Source organism: Pseudomonas sp. MC6, from assembly GCF_054790575.1.
On sequence record NZ_CP186504.1, the window covers coordinates 3,828,968 to 3,845,829 of the forward strand.

A 16,862-nucleotide genomic window follows, 5' to 3' on the forward strand; every position below is an offset into this window, starting at 1 on the left:
CTATGTTAAAACGCTGTATCCGTTCCGCCTTGTCCTACAGGATTTCGCATGCCGTTCACCAGCAAACCGCTCTCGGGTCTGAAAGTCATTGAATTGGGTACATTGATTGCCGGGCCGTTTGCCTCGCGCATTTGCGGCGAGTTCGGCGCCGAAGTGATCAAGATCGAGTCGCCAGACGGCGGTGATCCCTTGCGCAAATGGCGAAAACTGTACGAAGGCACGTCGCTGTGGTGGTTCGTTCAGGCGCGCAATAAAAAGTCGCTGACGCTGAACCTCAAACACCCTGACGGCTTGGCGATCCTGAAAAAACTGCTCAGCGAAGCCGACATCCTCATCGAGAACTTCCGCCCCGGCGTGCTGGAAAAGCTTGGCCTGAGCTGGGAAACCCTGCACGCCTTGAACCCGAAACTGGTGATGGTGCGCCTTTCCGGTTTCGGCCAGACCGGGCCGATGAAGGATCAGCCGGGCTTCGGTGCGGTGGGCGAGTCCATGGGCGGTTTGCGCTACATCACTGGTTTCGAGGACCGTCCGCCGGTGCGCACCGGCATTTCCATCGGCGATTCGATAGCTGCGCTGTGGGGCGTGATCGGTGCGCTGATGGCGCTGCGTCATCGCGAGGTCAACGGTGGCCTCGGCCAAGTCGTCGATGTGGCGCTGTATGAAGCGATTTTCGCAATGATGGAAAGCATGGTGCCGGAGTTCGACGTGTTCGGTTTTATCCGCGAGCGCACCGGCAACATCATGCCCGGGATTACGCCCTCTTCGATTCACACCAGCGCTGACGGCAAGCATGTGCAGATCGGCGCCAACGGTGATGCGATCTTCAAACGCTTCATGCTGATCATCGGTCGCGAAGACCTCGCCAACGATCCGACACTGGCCAGCAACGACGGGCGCGATAATCGCCGCGACGAACTGTATGGCGTGATTGATCGCTGGGTCAATTCGCTGCCGCTGCAAAGCGTGCTCGACCTGCTCAATCAGGCCGAGGTACCGGCCAGCAGGATCTTCAGTGCCGAGGACATGTTCAACGATCCGCAGTACCTGGCCCGAGAGATGTTCCTGCACGCCAAACTGCCCGACGGCAAAGATTTCAAGATGCCGGGCATTGTGCCGAAACTCTCTGAGACACCGGGCAGTTCAGAATGGGTCGGACCGCAACTGGGTGAACACAATGCGCAGGTACTTCACGACCTTGGCTACGACGAGAGACAGATCGCCAAGCTGCGTGAAGACGGAGCCATCTAAGCTGAAGCGCCGGCAGACATCGCACGCCAACCGCGCCCACCATTGGTGGACGTGGCGCCTGTTCGGCCTATTGTTTTTACTCGCCCTGTCGACCGGAGCGCAGGCGAAACCGACGCTGATCTGGCTGCTGCGAGACTTGCCGCCGCTGACCATTTTCGAAGGCCCGAAAAAGGGCCAGGGTGTGATCGACCAACTGATGCCGTTGCTGATCGCCGGCATGCCGCAGTACGAACACACGCTGATGCGGGTCAATCGCGCCCGTGGTCTGCAGATGCTCCACGAAAACCCGTTTGCCTGTGACCCCGCGCTGCTGTGGAACAAGGAGCGCGCGCAGTGGGTCGCGTATTCGATCCCTGCAATTCGCGCCGTGAGCAACGGCCTGGTGGTGCGCCAGCAAGATCGCTCGGTGCTCGAACCGTATCTGGTCGACGATGAAGTGGATCTGTCGGCGCTGCTGGCCGATACGGAACGCAAAGTCGGTGTGGTGGCGGAACGCAGCTACGGTGAGTTCATCGACACCCTTTTGCATCAAGCGCCCAGCGGTGCGCTGACGGCGCATTACGGCAACGATGCGCTGACCAATCTGCTGTCGATGCAGCGTCTCGGGCGGTTGCAGGTGGTGTTGGGCTATTGGCCGGAGATTCGCTATCAGGCGAAACAGGCACAGATCAATGAAGATGAACTGGAGTTCTATCCGATTCAGGGCAACGGCAAGTATCTGTCAGGCTACGTCGCCTGTTCCGACACCACGCAGGGCCGCCAGGCCATCAGCGAGATCAATCATCTGCTGCGCACCCTGCCGCATGAACACCTGAACCAGCTCTACGCCGCATGGCTGGACCCTGACAGACGTGAGGATTATCTGGAACAGGCCCGCACATTCTTCGAACGCCAAGCCGCGCAGTAGGCAAATCGCAGACAAAAGAAACCCCGAGAAGTGGGGAGACGACTCGGGGTTAAACGTGGCCTACATAAAGACCCGTAGCAGCAAGCGACAAGCACCGGAGCACAATGCTTGATCCTGCTGTTACGTGGTCTGACTGACAGGGATGCAGGAAGGTTCCCACAAAAAATATTTCATCTTTACAGCGCCGCACGTTTGTCCAGTGCTGCGTTGCGCAAGGCCGCGATCACACAAGGCTCCAGCCGTCCTTCAGCGATCAGAACGTCGCGGTGCAAGCCGTCAACGACATCGGTCAACTGACGCTTGTCGGTCAGTTGTGCCTGATTGAATTCGCGTTCCACCACGATGGCGCCATGACTGTTCTTCAAGGTCACCAGGCATTCGCCATGGGAACCGCTTGGAGACAACGAAACCTGATACGGGCTCAGAGCCTCACCGAGCAATAGACTGATACTTTCCATCTCGATCTCCACTCAATAGTCCGAAAACTGTGTGCCTGGGGCGTGTTCACAATAAATGACCACCGGCCCGAGAAGAAAGTTCTGCATACCGACTGCCCCGTTCCTGGAGTGTCACCGGTCTGTCAGAGCATGCACGCCGAAGATGACAGAAAAATAACCGTCCCCGTCAAACCCGCACGGGTGGCGAAGCGGCGATCAGGTAGCTGTCGAGCAAACCGCGCATCAGTACCGCCGACACTGGGGTTTGCAGGCGACCCAACAGCCGCATTCTATGCTCGCTCAGCAAGGGTTCGAGATCGTTCAGCAGGCTTGGCGCGACCGTTCCCAGCAGGATCAGCGCGCGTGCCTCCTGCTGAACCGCCAGATGATGGATCAGCGCCAGGCCATCGCCGCCCTTGAGCTGCGGATCGCAAATGGCGATATCGACCACGCCGCGATGGCCCAGTGAAGACAGGGCCGAGGCCAGCGACGGCGCCGTCAGTACGTCATAGATACCAATGGCATTGAGCATTTGATGCAATGCCATCAGTTGGAACGGATTGGGTTCAAGTATCAGGACTTTAAGCGAGCGCATAAGCGGCCTCTGAAGCGACAATCGCGGACTCTCACCGCAGTGGTTGTCACTCTAGGGCAGCAGTCCTAAGCCTCCCATCGGAAAAGTAGCCGCGTCATATAGGACATTTCCCATCTTCAATGCGGACATCGGCACCCACTCTCTGTCCGACGCTGGGTGATGTCTGTCCAACCGCCCAAAAGCCCACGCAATTTGCCATCAGCACTGTAAAACGGCACCGTCCATTGATAGACCTCACGGGTGCCATTCTTGAACTGCAATCGCCGTTTGCTGAAACGCGACTTGCGCGTGCGCAACTGCACCATGAACTCATCGTGCAACATCAGCGCCGTGGCTTCAGGCAACGCGTTGACTTCAATCAGCAGCCGCCCCAGCACCTGATCCAGTCGAACCGAGAGCGCTTCCTCATAGCTACGATTGCACATGATCAGCCGCCCTTGCAGATCACGGACAAACACCGGATCAGGCATGGAGTCGATCAATGCATGCTGAAATGCCAGTTGATCGCCCAGATCTTTTTCCGCCGTGCGCCGCAGCTTGATCACGGCGGTCAGACGCCGATTCCATATCAGCGACAGCAGGCCGAACACGCCAAGCCCACCCATGCCCCAGCAACCCCATTCAAGCATCTGCTGCCAGACTGACGGCACGGGCGCCGGTGCAATACCTTCCAGCCATTTCAGGCGGATGGCCCGCAATTCGGCTGCGGGAAACGCCTCAAGGGCCTTGTTGAGAATACTCAGGAGCACAGGCATGCCTTTGCGCACGGCCAGGTTATCCGCTTCCCATTTGCCCTCAACCAGACCTCCGACCTTGAGCAAACCCAGCGGGTAAAGCTGCGCGCCAATTTCGTTTTCGATGGTGGCGTAGGCTTCACCGCTTTCAACCAGCGCCCGCGCCTCGGCGTAGGTCTTGACCGAGCGAATCTCGATCAAGGGGAAGTCACGCCTGATCATGTCTTCCAGCGCATGCCGGGCCGGTAGCACCAGCACCCGTTTGCTCAACTGCTCGAAGGCATCCAGCCGAGGTGCGTCAGCGCGTCCAACAAACACCCAGCCCGCGCCACCGAACGCGTGGCTGTAATCCAGGAATGCCTTGCGCTCCTCGCTCATCGCCAGGGTCGTACTGATATCGGCCGCGCCGCTCTCCAGTCGTTCGAGCATGTGATCGGTGGAAAACGATTCCTGATGCACAAACCGCAACCCGGTCATCGCCGTCACACGCTTGAGTACATCGTTGTTCAAGCCGCTCCACTGCCCGTGCTCATCCTGGAACAGATACAACGGGTACTGCACCGACGTGACCGTCACCTCGGGGTTGTCGCGAATCCATTGACGCTCGTGTGCGGCCAGTTCGATGGGCTGGACTTTGCCGGCCACGGCCTCGTCATGCAGCGCCAGTTGCGCCGCCTCACTGCTGCGCATCAAGGCCAGTAATGCGAACAAGAACAGCCCAGCCAGTGCCGGTTTCAAACCTCTATAAAACAGCATTGCCACTTCCTTCGTGATCGACTCACCCGTCCTTCGTGGGTGAAAACCCGAGCAGTGTGGCAGCAGAAACAAAAAAGCCCGTCAGGAGACGGGCTTCAAAATGTGACAGCTTTTACTGGCTTAAAGCGGCTTGCCGCGGTTGCCATGCTGGCTGACAAAGGCTTGCACGGCTTTCAGCTCGTTTGGCAGAACGGTGCAACGCTCGTTTCGCTCAAACAAATCAGAAAGATGTGCAGGTAGTTCGAGCGCTTTTCCTACACCGGCCTTCTCTACCGCATCCGGGAATTTCACCGGGTGTGCGGTCCCGAGAATTACCATCGGGATATCGAGGCTACGACGGCATTCGCGTGCAGCCTTGACGCCGATGGCGGTGTGCGGATCCAGCACTTCGCCAGTCTGCTCGTAGACTTCGGCAATGGTTTCGCAAGTCTGCGCGTCATCCACGGCCAGCGAGTCGAACAGTTTGCGCGCTTCGGTCCAGCGTTCTTGTTCGACGCTGAAACCGCCGCCCTGCTTGAACGAATCCATCAGACCGGCGATTGCCGCGCCGTTGCGACCGTGCAGGTCGAACAGCAGGCGCTCGAAGTTCGACGAGACCATGATGTCCATCGACGGCGACAGCGTGGCGTGCAGGGTTTCCTTGACGTACTGATTGCCGCTCATGAAGCGGTGCAGGATGTCGTTGCGGTTGGTGGCGACGATCAACTGGTTGATCGGCAGGCCCATGTTGCGGGCCAGGTAGCCGGCGAAGATGTCGCCGAAGTTGCCGGTTGGTACCGAGAACGACACCGAACGCGCCGGGCCGCCCAGTTGCAGCGATGCGTGGAAGTAGTAAACGATCTGGGCCATGATCCGCGCCCAGTTGATCGAGTTCACCGCCACCAAGCGCGTGCCTTTGAGGAAGCTCTGGTCGGCGAAGCTCGCCTTGACCATTTCCTGGCAGTCATCGAAATTACCTTCGATGGCAATGTTGTGGATATTCTCGCCGAAAATCGTGGTCATCTGTCGGCGCTGCACTTCGGACACACGGTTGTGCGGGTGCAGGATGAAGATGTCGACGTTTTCGCAGTGCTTGCAGCCTTCGATGGCGGCCGAACCGGTATCACCGGAAGTGGCGCCGACGATCACTACGCGCTCGCCGCGTTTTTCCAGCACATAGTCGAGCAGACGACCGAGCAATTGCAGGGCGAAGTCCTTGAACGCCAGGGTTGGACCGTGGAACAGCTCCATGACCCATTCGTTGCCGTTCAGCTGACGCAGCGGCGCCACGGCGCTGTGCGAGAACACGCCGTAGGTTTCTTCGAGAATCTTTTTGAAATCGGCGTCCGGAATGCTGCCGGTGACGAACGGGCGCATCACCCGGAAGGCCAGCTCGTGATACGGCAGGCCGGCCCAGGAAGCGATCTCTTCCTGGGTGAAACGTGGCAGGTTTTCCGGAACGTACAGACCGCCGTCGGTCGCCAGACCGGCCAGCAGGACCTCTTCGAAATTCAGGGCCGGTGCCTGGCCGCGGGTACTGATATAACGCATAAGGGCAAACCTTCGGTTTGAGCTACAAGCTGCAAGCTGCAAGCTACAAGTGAAAAGCGGCTCTGCTTTTACTTGCAGCTTGAAGCTGGAAACTTGCCGCTGCTGTTAATTCAAGTGTTCGACGCGGATCCGTACAACCGGACCATTCACGCCGGCCAGCGCTTCGAGGGCGGCGATGGCATCGTTGATGCGCTGTTCCACGACACGGTGGGTCAGCAGGATCATCGGCACCAGACCGTCGTGTTCCTCGACTTCCTTCTGCATGATCGACTCGATGTTGATGCCGCGCTCCGAGAGGATGCTCGCCACCTGAGCGAGTACGCCCGGATGGTCCTTGGCCTGAATGCGCAGGTAATAAGCGCTTTCGCAGGCTTCGATCGGCAGGATCGGATGGGCCGACAGCGAGTCTGGCTGGAAGGCCAGGTGCGGCACGCGGTTTTCCGGATCGGAAGTCATGGCGCGAACCACGTCGACCAGATCGGCGATCACCGACGAAGCAGTTGGCTCCATGCCAGCGCCAGCGCCGTAGAACAGCGTCGAGCCGGCAGCGTCACCGTTGACCATTACCGCGTTCATCACGCCGTTGACGTTGGCGATCAGGCGATCAGCCGGGATCAACGTCGGGTGCACGCGCAACTCGATGCCGGCGGCAGTGCTGCGCGCCACACCGAGGTGCTTGATGCGATAGCCCAGCGCTTCGGCGTAGTTGACGTCAGCGGTGGTCAGCTTGGTGATGCCTTCGGTGTAAGCCTTGTCGAATTGCAGTGGAATGCCGAAGGCGATGGAGGCCAGAATCGTCAGCTTGTGCGCGGCGTCGATGCCTTCAACGTCGAAGGTCGGATCGGCTTCGGCGTAACCCAGTGCCTGAGCTTCGGCCAACACGTCTTCGAAGGTACGGCCCTTCTCGCGCATTTCGGTAAGGATGAAGTTACCGGTGCCGTTGATGATCCCGGCGACCCAGTTGATGCGGTTGGCGGACAGGCCTTCACGGATCGCCTTGATCACCGGAATGCCACCGGCCACGGCCGCTTCGAATGCGACGATCACGCCTTTCTCGCGAGCCTTGGCGAAAATTTCATTACCGTGAACGGCAATCAGAGCCTTGTTCGCGGTGACCACATGCTTGCCATTCTCGATGGCCTTGAGTACCAGCTCGCGGGCAACGGTGTAGCCGCCCATCAGCTCTATAACGATGTCGATCTCAGGGTTTGTGGCCACTTCGAAGACATCGTTGGTAATCGCAATACCGGTCGTCTGGAACTGAGGCTTTGGCGTGCGCATGGCAATTTGTGCCACTTCGATCCCACGCCCGGCACGACGAGCAATTTCCTCGGCGTTGCGCTGAAGTACGTTGAAGGTACCGCCACCGACGGTCCCTAACCCACAGATGCCTACTTTGACCGGATTCACTGTGAACTCCCCATAAAACGGCCGACGCGGGGTCGGCCGGAAAACAACCGCGTGCTCGCGGCTCTCTATTGATGGCCCGGCGATGTCGCTGCCGGGCCATGATCGTCACGGCTGACCGTGACGATGCGAATTTACTTCGCGCCCAGCGCCAGTTTGGCGACTTGTGGCGCAGGCTGGTAGCCCGGAATCACTTGTCCGTCAGCCAAAACGATGGCCGGTGTACCGTTCACGCCGATCGACTGACCGAGGGCGAACTGTTTGGAAACCGGGTTATCGCATTTGGCGGCCTTGATTTCCTTGCCATCGACCATTTTGTCCATGGCGGCTTTCTTGTCTTTCGAGCACCAAACGGCTTGCAGTTGCTCATCACCCGGCGAGTTCAGACCCTGGCGCGGGAAAGCGACATAGCGCACTTCGATGCCGCGCTTGTTCAGCTCAGGCACTTCGGCGTGCAGCTTGTGGCAGTAAGGGCAAGTGGTGTCGGTGAACACGGTAATGTGCGATTTGGTTTCGCCCACGGCCGGGTACACCACGGTTTCGGCAACCGGAATGGCGTTGATCAGTTTGGAGATGCCCAGGCGTTCGGTCTTCTCGGTCAGGTTGACCGGTTTGCCGTCCTTGAGCTGGAACAGGTAGCCCTGAACGATGTATTGGCCGTCGGCGCTGGCGTAGAGCACGCGGCTGCCCTTGAGTTTGACTTCGTACATGCCCGGCAACGGACTGGCGCTGATGCTTTCGACCGGAACCTCGAGTTCGAGTTTTTCCAGGCTTTGACGAATGGCTTTGTCGGCCGCGTCATCGGCGACGGCAAAGGTGCTGACCAACGCAATGGCTGCGGCGGCGAAAATCTGGGTCAGACGCATGAGAACTCCTGAAGGCGGACAAATGGAACGATCAGAACGCCCGTGCCGGAACACCGGGTCATAACCGTCCATCGTGCAAACCGGCAAAGCCTAACACATAAGGCCACGGTGGCCGAATGCGCCTGTCGCCATAGATCACACCGCTTTATGTAGGAGCTGCCGAAGGCTGCGATCTTTTGATTTTGTTTTTAAGATCAAAAGATCGCAGCCTTCGGCAGCTCCTACAGGGGGAGGTATGGAGTTAACCTCTCGGGTGGTGTTTGGCGTGCAGGTCCTGCAAGCGGGCGCGGGCAACGTGGGTGTAGATCTGCGTGGTGGAGAGGTCGCTGTGCCCGAGCAGCATCTGCACCACGCGTAAATCCGCGCCGTGGTTGAGCAGGTGCGTGGCAAACGCGTGACGCAAAGTGTGCGGCGACAGCGACTTGCCAATCCCCGCGACCTTGGCCTGATGCTTGATCCGGTGCCAGAAGGTCTGGCGAGTCATCTGCTCACCGCGCTGGCTGGGGAACAACACATCGCTGGGCCGGCCGCCGAGCAGTTCGCGGCGACCATCGCGCATGTAGCGCTCAATCCAGACTATCGCTTCCTCGCCCATTGGCACCAGCCGCTCCTTGCTGCCCTTGCCCATCACCCGCAACACACCCTGACGCAGGTTGACCTGTTCCAGCGTCAGACTGACCAGTTCGGTCACGCGCAGGCCACAGGCGTACAGAACTTCAAGCATGGCGCGGTCACGCTGGCCGATGGCTTCGCTCAGATCCGGCGCTTTAAGCAGCGCCTCGACGTCAGCTTCCGACAGGGACTTAGGCAACGGCCTACCGAGTTGGGGCATATCGACGCGCAACGTCGGGTCGACGCTGATCATCTTTTCCCGCAACAGATAGCGATAAAAGCCACGCACACCGGAGAGAAATCTCGCCGTGGAACGCGGTTTGTAGTTCTGCTCCAGACGCCAGGCCAGATGATCAAGGATCAGCTCGCGGCCTGCATTGATCAGCTCGAGATTTTTCTCCTGCAGCCAGCCATTGAACAGCGCCAGATCGCTGCGATAGGCGCCACGGGTGTTCTCGGACAGGCCCTTCTCCAGCCATAAAGCGTCGAGGAATTGGTCAATCAGCGGATGGTCGATGGCAGGCATGGGCGCTCAAGACACACAGCCTCAGGGACTGTGCGCAAATGTAGAGTGAACTGTAGGAATGGGCGCTAGTCTTTCATAGCCCGCTATTTCAAGGAACAGGGAGCATCAATGAACGAGCAGCAAATTCTACTGGCATTTGGCGGGATTGGTGCGGCGGCGCTGGGTTGCCAATGGCTGGCCTGGCGCCTGAAGCTGCCAGCGATTCTGTTCCTGTTGCTGACCGGTATTCTGGTCGGCCCGGTGTTGGGCTGGCTCGATCCGCAGGAAATGTTCGGCCCACTGTTGATGCCGCTGGTGTCACTGGCGGTGGCGTTGATTCTGTTCGAGGGCAGCCTGACTCTGCACCTCTCTGAGTGGAAGGAGATCGGCAGCGTCGTCCATCGTCTGGTGACCCTTGGTGCGATTTCGACCTGGATCGTTATCGCGGTGGCTACGCACTTTCTGCTCGGCTTCGACTGGATGCTGGCCATCCTGTTCGGCAGCCTGACTCTGGTCACCGGCCCGACGGTGATCGTGCCGATGTTGCGGGTGGTACGACCGAAAGCCTCGATTGCCAACATTCTGCGCTGGGAAGGCATTGTCATCGACCCGATCGGCGCCCTCCTCGCCGTGGTGGTTTACAGTTTCATTATTGCCAGCGCTGAAGGCCATGGCCTCAAGCAGAGCCTGTTCACTTTTGGCGGCGTGATTGTCTGTGGCGCAGTGTTCGGGATTGTCGGCGGCTGGTTGCTCGGCACAGTGATCCGCCGGCAGTGGCTGCCGGAGTATCTGCATAACCTCGCTTCGCTGGCGGCGGTGCTGGGGATTTTCATTGCCTCCAACGAAGTAATGCATGAATCCGGCCTGCTGGCCGTGACGCTGATGGGCATGTGGCTGGCCAACATGAAGGGCGTGGATGTGCGGCACATCCTGCATTTCAAGGAAAACCTCAGCGTGCTGCTGATTTCCGGGTTGTTCATTTTGCTGGCGGCGCGTCTGGATTTGTACGCGCTGATCGGGCTGGGGCCGCTGGTGTTGATTCTGCTGCTGGTGATTCAGTTGATCGCTCGGCCGCTGAACGTACTGCTCAGCACCGCTGGTTCGAGCCTGAGCTGGCGTGAGCGCGCTCTGCTGTGCTGGATCGCGCCACGCGGGATCGTCGCAGCCGCGGTGTCGGCGATTTTTGCGATTCGTCTGCACGAGGCCGGGCATGAAGGGGCGCTGCTGCTGGTGCCGCTGACGTTCGCGGTGATCATCGGCACGGTGGTGCTGCAGAGTGCGACGGCGCGTCCGTTGGCGCGCTTGCTTAAGGTGGCCGAACCGGCGCCTAGCGGCTTCCTGATCGTCGGCGCCAACGGCCCGGCTCGCGAGTTGGGCAAGTCGTTGCAGCAATTGGGCAGTCGCGTGTTGCTGACTGATTCGAGCTGGGAAAACATTCGTGCGGCGCGCATGGAAGGTCTGCCGACGTACTTCGGCAACCCGGCTTCACAGCATGCCGATGCGCATCTGGATTTGGTCGGGTTGGGGCATTTGCTGGCGCTGTCACCGTCGGGTGAGCTGAATACGTTAGCGGCGATGCGTTTCCGTCATGACTTCGGGCATCAACGTTTGTTCGGGTTGGCCAGTGGGCATGAGAGTCGGCGCAGCGATAAACATCGGGCGAGTCTGGAACACCGGGGTAATCAATTGGGCAGCGAGGCGTTTACCTACGCGAAACTGGCCAGCCAGATGGGCCAGGGTGCCGAGTTGTACAGCACGACGCTGACGGATGGTTTTGGTTGGGAGGATTACCGCGCGCTGCATGGTAATCGTGCGACCTTGCTGTTCATGCGCGATGACAGTGGCTGGGTGCATGTGGTGACGCCGGAGACTACGGTGAGGCCTGGGGCGGGATGGACGCTTCTGGCGCTGATTCAGCCGGAGACTTCCATCGCCTGAACTGACGCCTTCGCGAGCAGGCTCGCTCCCACAGGTTCTGTGCCGGACACAAAAGTTGTGTTCACCCGATCACTGTGGGAGCGAGCTTGCTCGCGAATGGCGCGACTCGATATCAGATCAGGCCGCAAAACCTGGCAGCACCGGCACTGGCCGCTTGTCGTCGTCGATGGCGACAAAGCTGAACTGCCCATGAATCGCCTTCTCGCGGCCATCACAGCTCATGCTCTCGACAAACACTTCCACCTCGACCTTGAGGCTGGTATTGCCGACCTTGATCACCTTCCCGACCAATTCGACGATGGACCCCGCCGGGATCGCGTGATTGAAGTCAATGCGGTCGGTGGACACGGTCACCAGTGGCAAGCGGCAGAAGCGTGTGGCGGTGATGAACGACACTTCGTCCATCCATGCCAGCGCGGTGCCGCCGAACAGAGTGTTGTGGTGGTTTGTGGTCGGCGGGAAGACGGCTTTGGTCACGCGGGTCACCGAGAGTTCGGTGCGGCGTTGGATTTCCTGGTCGCGGGGCTTCATGGCGGTTACTGCTCGTGTGTTTGTCCGCCGGTAAAAGCAAGATCAAAAGATCGCAGCCTTCGGCAGCTCTTACAGGGGAGGAATTTCGGACAACAAAAAAGCAGCCCGTAGGCTGCTTTTTTCTGCATCGGAAGCTGGACTTAAGCCAGTTTTTCCTTGATGCGAGCTGCTTTACCCGACAGGTCGCGCAGGTAGTACAGCTTGGCTTTACGTACGTCACCGCGACGTTTAACAGCCATGCTGTCGATCTGCGGGGAGTAGGTCTGGAAAGTACGTTCTACGCCAACACCGTTGGAGATTTTACGAACGGTGAACGCACTGTTCACGCCGCGGTTACGCTTGGCGATTACAACGCCTTCGAACGCTTGCAGACGGGAACGATCGCCTTCCTTCACTTTCACCTGAACGACAATGGTGTCGCCTGGGGCGAAGGTAGGGATTTCTTTGGTCATCTGCTCTGCTTCGAGTGCAAGGATGATTTTGTTGGTCATGCTGTGCTCCTAAGGTAAATCGTTCGATCTACCATCGATACGTTGTTAACTATCGTCCCGCTCGCGGATGTATTCCTCGAGCAGCTTCTTCTCTTCTCCAGAAAGCGAGCGGCTTTCCAGAAGATCGGCGCGTCGTTCAAAGGTCCTACCAAGGGACTGCTGTAAACGCCAACGCCGGATATGCGCGTGATTGCCACTCAGCAACACGTCGGGAACACGCTGATCCGCATACACCTCAGGTCGGGTGTAGTGCGGGCAATCCAGCAGACCATCCGTAAAGGAATCTTCCTCGGCGGAATCCGCATGCCCTAAAGCTCCAGGCAGCAGTCGTGTAACCGCATCGATCAGGACCATCGCCGGCAGCTCGCCGCCAGACAGTACATAGTCGCCAATCGACCACTCTTCATCGACATGAGCTTCAATAAAACGCTCGTCAATGCCTTCATAGCGGCCGGCAATCAGGATCAATGCATCCGATTGTGCCAACTCGCGTACCGCCGACTGAGTCAGTTGACGGCCTTGGGGGGACAGGTAAATCACCTTCGCCGCCTCCCCGGCTGCTGCCTTGGCCTGAACCAGAGCATCTTCCAGGGGCTTGATCTTCATCACCATGCCCGGACCACCGCCAAACGGGCGATCGTCCACAGTGTGATGCCGATCCGTCGTGTAATCCCGCGGGTTCCAACAGGTCAGCTGCAAGAGCCCCTGTTTGACCGCTCGACTGGTGATGCCGTAGTCGCCGATGGCGGAAAACATCTCGGGAAACAAACTGATCACTTCTACGCGCAAGTTAGCCACGCTTAGAAGTCCGCGTCCCAATCCACCTTCATCTCGCCCGCGGCCAGATCGACTGCCAACACACATTGCGCCGTATAGGGCAACAAGCGTTCGCGATCATCCAGGCTGCCAGCGCAAGGCTTGACGACCATTACATCATTGGCGCCGGTTTCCAGAAGATGATCGACTTTCCCGAGCAATTGCCCCAGTTGATCGATGACCTTCAGACCTTCCAGCTGGTACCAGTAGTACTCGCCGTCGGTCAATTCAGGGAACAGGTTGCGCGGCACGCAGATCTCATAACCGGCCAGAAGACGAGCTTCTTCACGATCATCAAGACCCTTGAGCTTGGCGACCAGGAACTTATCGCTCCCGCGTCCACTGACCAGCTCGACCTGTTTGACATTGCCTTCGCGCTTGAGCGTCCAGGTTTTGTACTGCAACAGGTTTTCAGTCGGATCAGTAAAGGAATAAACCTTCACTTCGCCGCGAACGCCATGAACAGAATAAATTTTGCCAATAACGATCAAATCATCGGCAACAGCAGGCGTCGCGTTCATATTGCTCAGGCCGCAGCCTTTGCAGATTCCTTCAGCAACTGAGCAACACGCTCAGAAGGCTGTGCACCAACGCTCAGCCAGTAGGCTACGCGCTCTTGGTTCACGGACAGACGGATTTCCTGACCACGTGCAACAGGGTTGAAGAAACCAACCTGTTCTTTGTGGGAGCCGTCACGCGGGTTACGCGAGTCGGTTACGGTCAGGTGATAAAACGGGCGCTTTTTGGAGCCGCCAAGGGCAAGACGGATTGTTAGCATGTGAACATCGTTCCTGTAGTCGGTGCTGCAAATCTAAATGCACAGCGGGCATGGGTGCCCGAAAGGCCGCATATTCTAAGGAATATCCGGACTTTTGCAAATGACTTTTTCCGGCGCCTATGGCATGCCGTGCAGATCTGCATATAGAGCCGTCGATGAAAACGGCCAGTCAGCTCCCGCCGAGTGCGGGTTTGCTGTTGATCCTGCGTCCTTGCAGGGTCTGCGCCGGTGCGACGACCGGCGAAGTCTTAGTGTCCTGTCTCACCCATCTCGCTCACTTTTGGTGAGCAGAATGGGTGGGACGGGGCACCTCACATCTTTGGCATGCCGCCGCCGGGCAACATTCCGCCCATGCCGCGCATCATTTTCGCCATTCCGCCCTTGGCGGTGAATTTCTTCATCATCTTCTGCATCTGCTTGTGCTGCTTGATCAAGCGGCCGATGTCCTGCACCTGAGTACCGGAACCCATGGCGATACGGCGTTTGCGCGAACCGCTGATCAGCTCAGGGTCGCGGCGCTCGGCCGGGGTCATGGAGTTGATGATGGCTTCCATCTGCTTGAATTGCTTCTCTGCGGCGTTCTGGGCATTGCCCATTTGCGACAGGTTGACGCCGCCGATACTCGGCAGTTTGTCCATGAGGCCGCCGAGGCCGCCCATGTTCTTCATCTGTTGCAGCTGATCGCGGAAGTCTTCGAGGTCGAAGCCCTTACCCTTCTTCAGCTTCTTGGCCAGCTTGTCGGCCTTGTCTTTGTCGAGGGTCGCTTCAGCCTGTTCGATCAGGCTGAGCACGTCGCCCATGCCGAGAATCCGCGAGGCGATACGCTCAGGGTGGAACGGATCGAGCGCTTCGCTCTTCTCGCCCATACCGATGAACTTGATCGGCTTGCCGGTGATGGCGCGCACCGACAGGGCGGCACCGCCACGGGCGTCGCCGTCGACCTTGGTCAGGATCACACCGGTCAGCGGCAGCGCATCACCGAAGGCCTTGGCCGTGTTAGCGGCATCCTGACCGGTCATGGCGTCGACCACGAACAGAGTCTCGACCGGGTTGATCGCGGCGTGCAGCGCCTTGATCTCGCCCATCATCTCTTCGTCGATGTGCAGACGACCGGCGGTGTCGACGATGACTACGTCGATGAATTTCAGTTTGGCTTCTTTAATAGCTGCGGTGGCGATGTCGACCGGCTTCTGGCTCAGGTCGGACGGGAAGAACGTCACGCCGATGTCGTTGGCCAGGGTTTCCAGCTGTTTAATAGCAGCAGGACGGTAAACGTCCGCCGACACGACCATGACCGACTTCTTCTTGCGCTCTTTAAGGAAGCGCGCCAGTTTACCAGCGGTAGTGGTTTTACCGGCGCCCTGCAGACCGGCCATCAGAATGACGGCGGGCGGCACGGCGCTCAGGTTCAAATCTTCGTTGGCCGCGCCCATCAGGCTTTCGAGTTCGGCCTGGACGATCTTCACGAACGCCTGGCCCGGCGTCAGACTGCGCGACACCTCGGTGCCGACAGCGCGTTCCTTGACCGAATTGACGAAGTCCTTGACCACCGGCAGGGCGACGTCGGCTTCGAGCAACGCCATGCGCACTTCACGCAGGGTGTCTTTGATGTTGTCCTCGGTCAGCTTCGCCTTGCCGGTGACATGGCGCAGCGTCTGCGAGAGACGGTCGGTTAAGTTTTCAAACATTGCGCGATCCTTTCAGGCCCTGTGTAGACCGGGATAATGGCGGCCCAGACCGGAATCAACATGTGCTCGGCGAGCCTGCGGCGTGGGCAGGTCGCGGATTATAGCGAAGACTGCGGCTGGCGGACACCTCGCTGTCAGCTTCCTGAGTCTTTCGTGCCATGGCGGTTCTATGCCAAACTCAGCCCCTTTCGGGCCTGCCTAACAGGATTTATGCTCCCCTTGTCACCCAGTTTATTGACCACCCTCGCCGCCGCCCTTCTGTATGCCGCTGCGACCCTTTATCAGAGCACTCGTCTGGCCACTGGCGCCAAGGCGAACAAACGCCTGCTGGTTAGCCTCGGCGCTTTCGCCGTGGTGGCCCACGCCGCCAGCCTGCTCACCCACTTGCTGACACCAATCGGTCTGGGCCTGGACTTCTTCAGCGCCTCCAGCCTGATCGCGGCGGCGGTGATCGCCCTGACGTTGATCGCCTGCTCGCGTATTCCGGTGGAAAACCTGCTGGTGCTGCTGTTCCCGCTGGGCGCAATTACCGTGCTGCTGGCGCAGTTCGCGCCGACCGGCACGGTGCAGATCATCGATGAAGAGCCAGGCATCCTCGCGCATATTCTGTTGTCGATCCTCGCCTACGGCATGTTCACCATTGCGGTGTTCCAGGCCTTGTTGCTGCTGGTGCAAGACCACCAACTCAAGCACAAGCACCCGTCCGGGCTGATCAAGAACTTCCCGCCACTGCAAACCATGGAAAGCCTGTTGTTCGGTTTCCTGTGGGCCGGCTGGACGCTGCTGTCGCTGTCGCTGATTTCCGGCTGGCTGTTCGTCGAGAACCTGTTCGCCCAGCATCTGGTGCACAAGACCCTGCTGGCGTGCCTGGCCTGGATCGTCTTCAGCGTGTTGTTGTGGGGCCGCAACCGTCTCGGCTGGCGCGGTCACAAGGCGATTCGCTGGACCCTCGCCGGTTTCTGCCTGCTGATGTTGGCGTATTTCGGCAGCAAACTGGTTCGTGAATACATCCTGCACATCTGA

At 58.9% G+C, this 16,862-nt stretch carries 17 protein-coding genes; 4 read left to right on the plus strand and 13 right to left on the minus strand.

From position 1 onward, the window contains the following. Positions 1-48 precede the first annotated feature (48 nt). Together ACOYXE_RS17230 and ACOYXE_RS17235 are read left to right on the plus strand one after the other, a co-directional pair. Positions 49-1,248 carry a CaiB/BaiF CoA transferase family protein gene (locus tag ACOYXE_RS17230; RefSeq protein ID WP_160056107.1) on the plus strand — a complete coding sequence of 400 codons (1,200 nt, stop codon included), beginning with the start codon at positions 49-51 and terminating at the stop codon, positions 1,246-1,248. Then, entirely contained in the window at positions 1,175-2,155 is a 981-nt protein-coding gene (locus ACOYXE_RS17235; protein ID WP_460926331.1) for a TIGR02285 family protein, read from the plus strand. Before ACOYXE_RS17230 ends, ACOYXE_RS17235 begins: the two co-directional genes overlap by 74 nt. A 176-nt stretch (positions 2,156-2,331) precedes the next feature. On the opposite strand, the gene ACOYXE_RS17240 is transcribed toward ACOYXE_RS17235, so the two are convergent. The 7 genes from ACOYXE_RS17240 to xerD form a co-directional block, all read right to left on the minus strand. Beyond that, the gene (locus tag ACOYXE_RS17240) at positions 2,332-2,613 is read right to left on the minus strand and encodes a DUF3509 domain-containing protein (protein ID WP_122598066.1); all 282 of its coding nucleotides are present in this window, start codon (positions 2,611-2,613) and stop codon (positions 2,332-2,334) included. A gap of 166 nt (positions 2,614-2,779) precedes the next feature. Further along, positions 2,780-3,187 (minus strand): response regulator, encoded by a 408-nt coding sequence (locus tag ACOYXE_RS17245; RefSeq protein WP_460926332.1) that lies wholly within the window; start codon positions 3,185-3,187, stop codon positions 2,780-2,782. Positions 3,188-3,303: 116 nt separating this feature from the next. After that, positions 3,304-4,677 (minus strand): transporter substrate-binding domain-containing protein, encoded by a 1,374-nt coding sequence (locus tag ACOYXE_RS17250; RefSeq protein ID WP_160056103.1) that lies wholly within the window; start codon positions 4,675-4,677, stop codon positions 3,304-3,306. A 120-nt stretch (positions 4,678-4,797) separates the two neighbouring features. Further along, a complete protein-coding gene (thrC, locus tag ACOYXE_RS17255) occupies positions 4,798-6,207 on the minus strand; it encodes a threonine synthase (protein ID WP_160056101.1) in 1,410 nt (469 codons plus the stop codon). 105 nt (positions 6,208-6,312) lie between these two features. Further along, positions 6,313-7,617, minus strand: a complete 1,305-nt coding sequence (locus tag ACOYXE_RS17260) for a homoserine dehydrogenase (RefSeq protein ID WP_007908972.1) — start codon at positions 7,615-7,617, stop codon at positions 6,313-6,315. Between the two features lie 131 nt (positions 7,618-7,748). Next, positions 7,749-8,480: a bifunctional protein-disulfide isomerase/oxidoreductase DsbC gene (dsbC, locus tag ACOYXE_RS17265; RefSeq protein ID WP_007908974.1), complete on the minus strand. Its 732-nt coding sequence runs from the start codon at positions 8,478-8,480 to the stop codon at positions 7,749-7,751. A 241-nt stretch (positions 8,481-8,721) separates the two neighbouring features. Continuing rightward, on the minus strand, positions 8,722-9,618 hold the full coding sequence (xerD, locus tag ACOYXE_RS17270; protein ID WP_160056099.1) for a site-specific tyrosine recombinase XerD: 897 nt from the start codon (positions 9,616-9,618) through the stop codon (positions 8,722-8,724). Between the two features lie 108 nt (positions 9,619-9,726). Here xerD and ACOYXE_RS17275 point away from each other — a divergent pair, with 108 nt between their 5' ends. After that, on the plus strand, positions 9,727-11,535 hold the full coding sequence (locus ACOYXE_RS17275) for a cation:proton antiporter (protein ID WP_160056097.1): 1,809 nt from the start codon (positions 9,727-9,729) through the stop codon (positions 11,533-11,535). A gap of 117 nt (positions 11,536-11,652) precedes the next feature. On the opposite strand, the gene ACOYXE_RS17280 is transcribed toward ACOYXE_RS17275, so the two are convergent. The 6 genes from ACOYXE_RS17280 to ffh form a co-directional block, all read right to left on the minus strand. Then, positions 11,653-12,066 carry an acyl-CoA thioesterase gene (locus ACOYXE_RS17280; RefSeq protein ID WP_160056095.1) on the minus strand — a complete coding sequence of 138 codons (414 nt, stop codon included), beginning with the start codon at positions 12,064-12,066 and terminating at the stop codon, positions 11,653-11,655. A 140-nt stretch (positions 12,067-12,206) separates the two neighbouring features. Then, positions 12,207-12,557, minus strand: coding sequence for a 50S ribosomal protein L19 (rplS, locus tag ACOYXE_RS17285; protein ID WP_003175895.1), 351 nt, complete (start codon positions 12,555-12,557; stop codon positions 12,207-12,209). Between the two features lie 45 nt (positions 12,558-12,602). Then, positions 12,603-13,313, minus strand: a complete 711-nt coding sequence (gene trmD / locus ACOYXE_RS17290; protein ID WP_230669539.1) for a tRNA (guanosine(37)-N1)-methyltransferase TrmD — start codon at positions 13,311-13,313, stop codon at positions 12,603-12,605. 44 nt (positions 13,314-13,357) lie between these two features. Next, positions 13,358-13,894, minus strand: a complete 537-nt coding sequence (rimM, locus tag ACOYXE_RS17295; RefSeq protein ID WP_160056093.1) for a ribosome maturation factor RimM — start codon at positions 13,892-13,894, stop codon at positions 13,358-13,360. 5 nt (positions 13,895-13,899) lie between these two features. Next, a complete protein-coding gene (rpsP, locus tag ACOYXE_RS17300) occupies positions 13,900-14,151 on the minus strand; it encodes a 30S ribosomal protein S16 (protein ID WP_003185073.1) in 252 nt (83 codons plus the stop codon). A gap of 311 nt (positions 14,152-14,462) precedes the next feature. Next, positions 14,463-15,839: a signal recognition particle protein gene (gene ffh / locus ACOYXE_RS17305; protein ID WP_008081630.1), complete on the minus strand. Its 1,377-nt coding sequence runs from the start codon at positions 15,837-15,839 to the stop codon at positions 14,463-14,465. Between the two features lie 210 nt (positions 15,840-16,049). On the opposite strand from ffh, the gene ACOYXE_RS17310 reads away from it, so the two are divergent. Next, positions 16,050-16,862 (plus strand): cytochrome C assembly family protein, encoded by an 813-nt coding sequence (locus tag ACOYXE_RS17310; RefSeq protein WP_007908989.1) that lies wholly within the window; start codon positions 16,050-16,052, stop codon positions 16,860-16,862.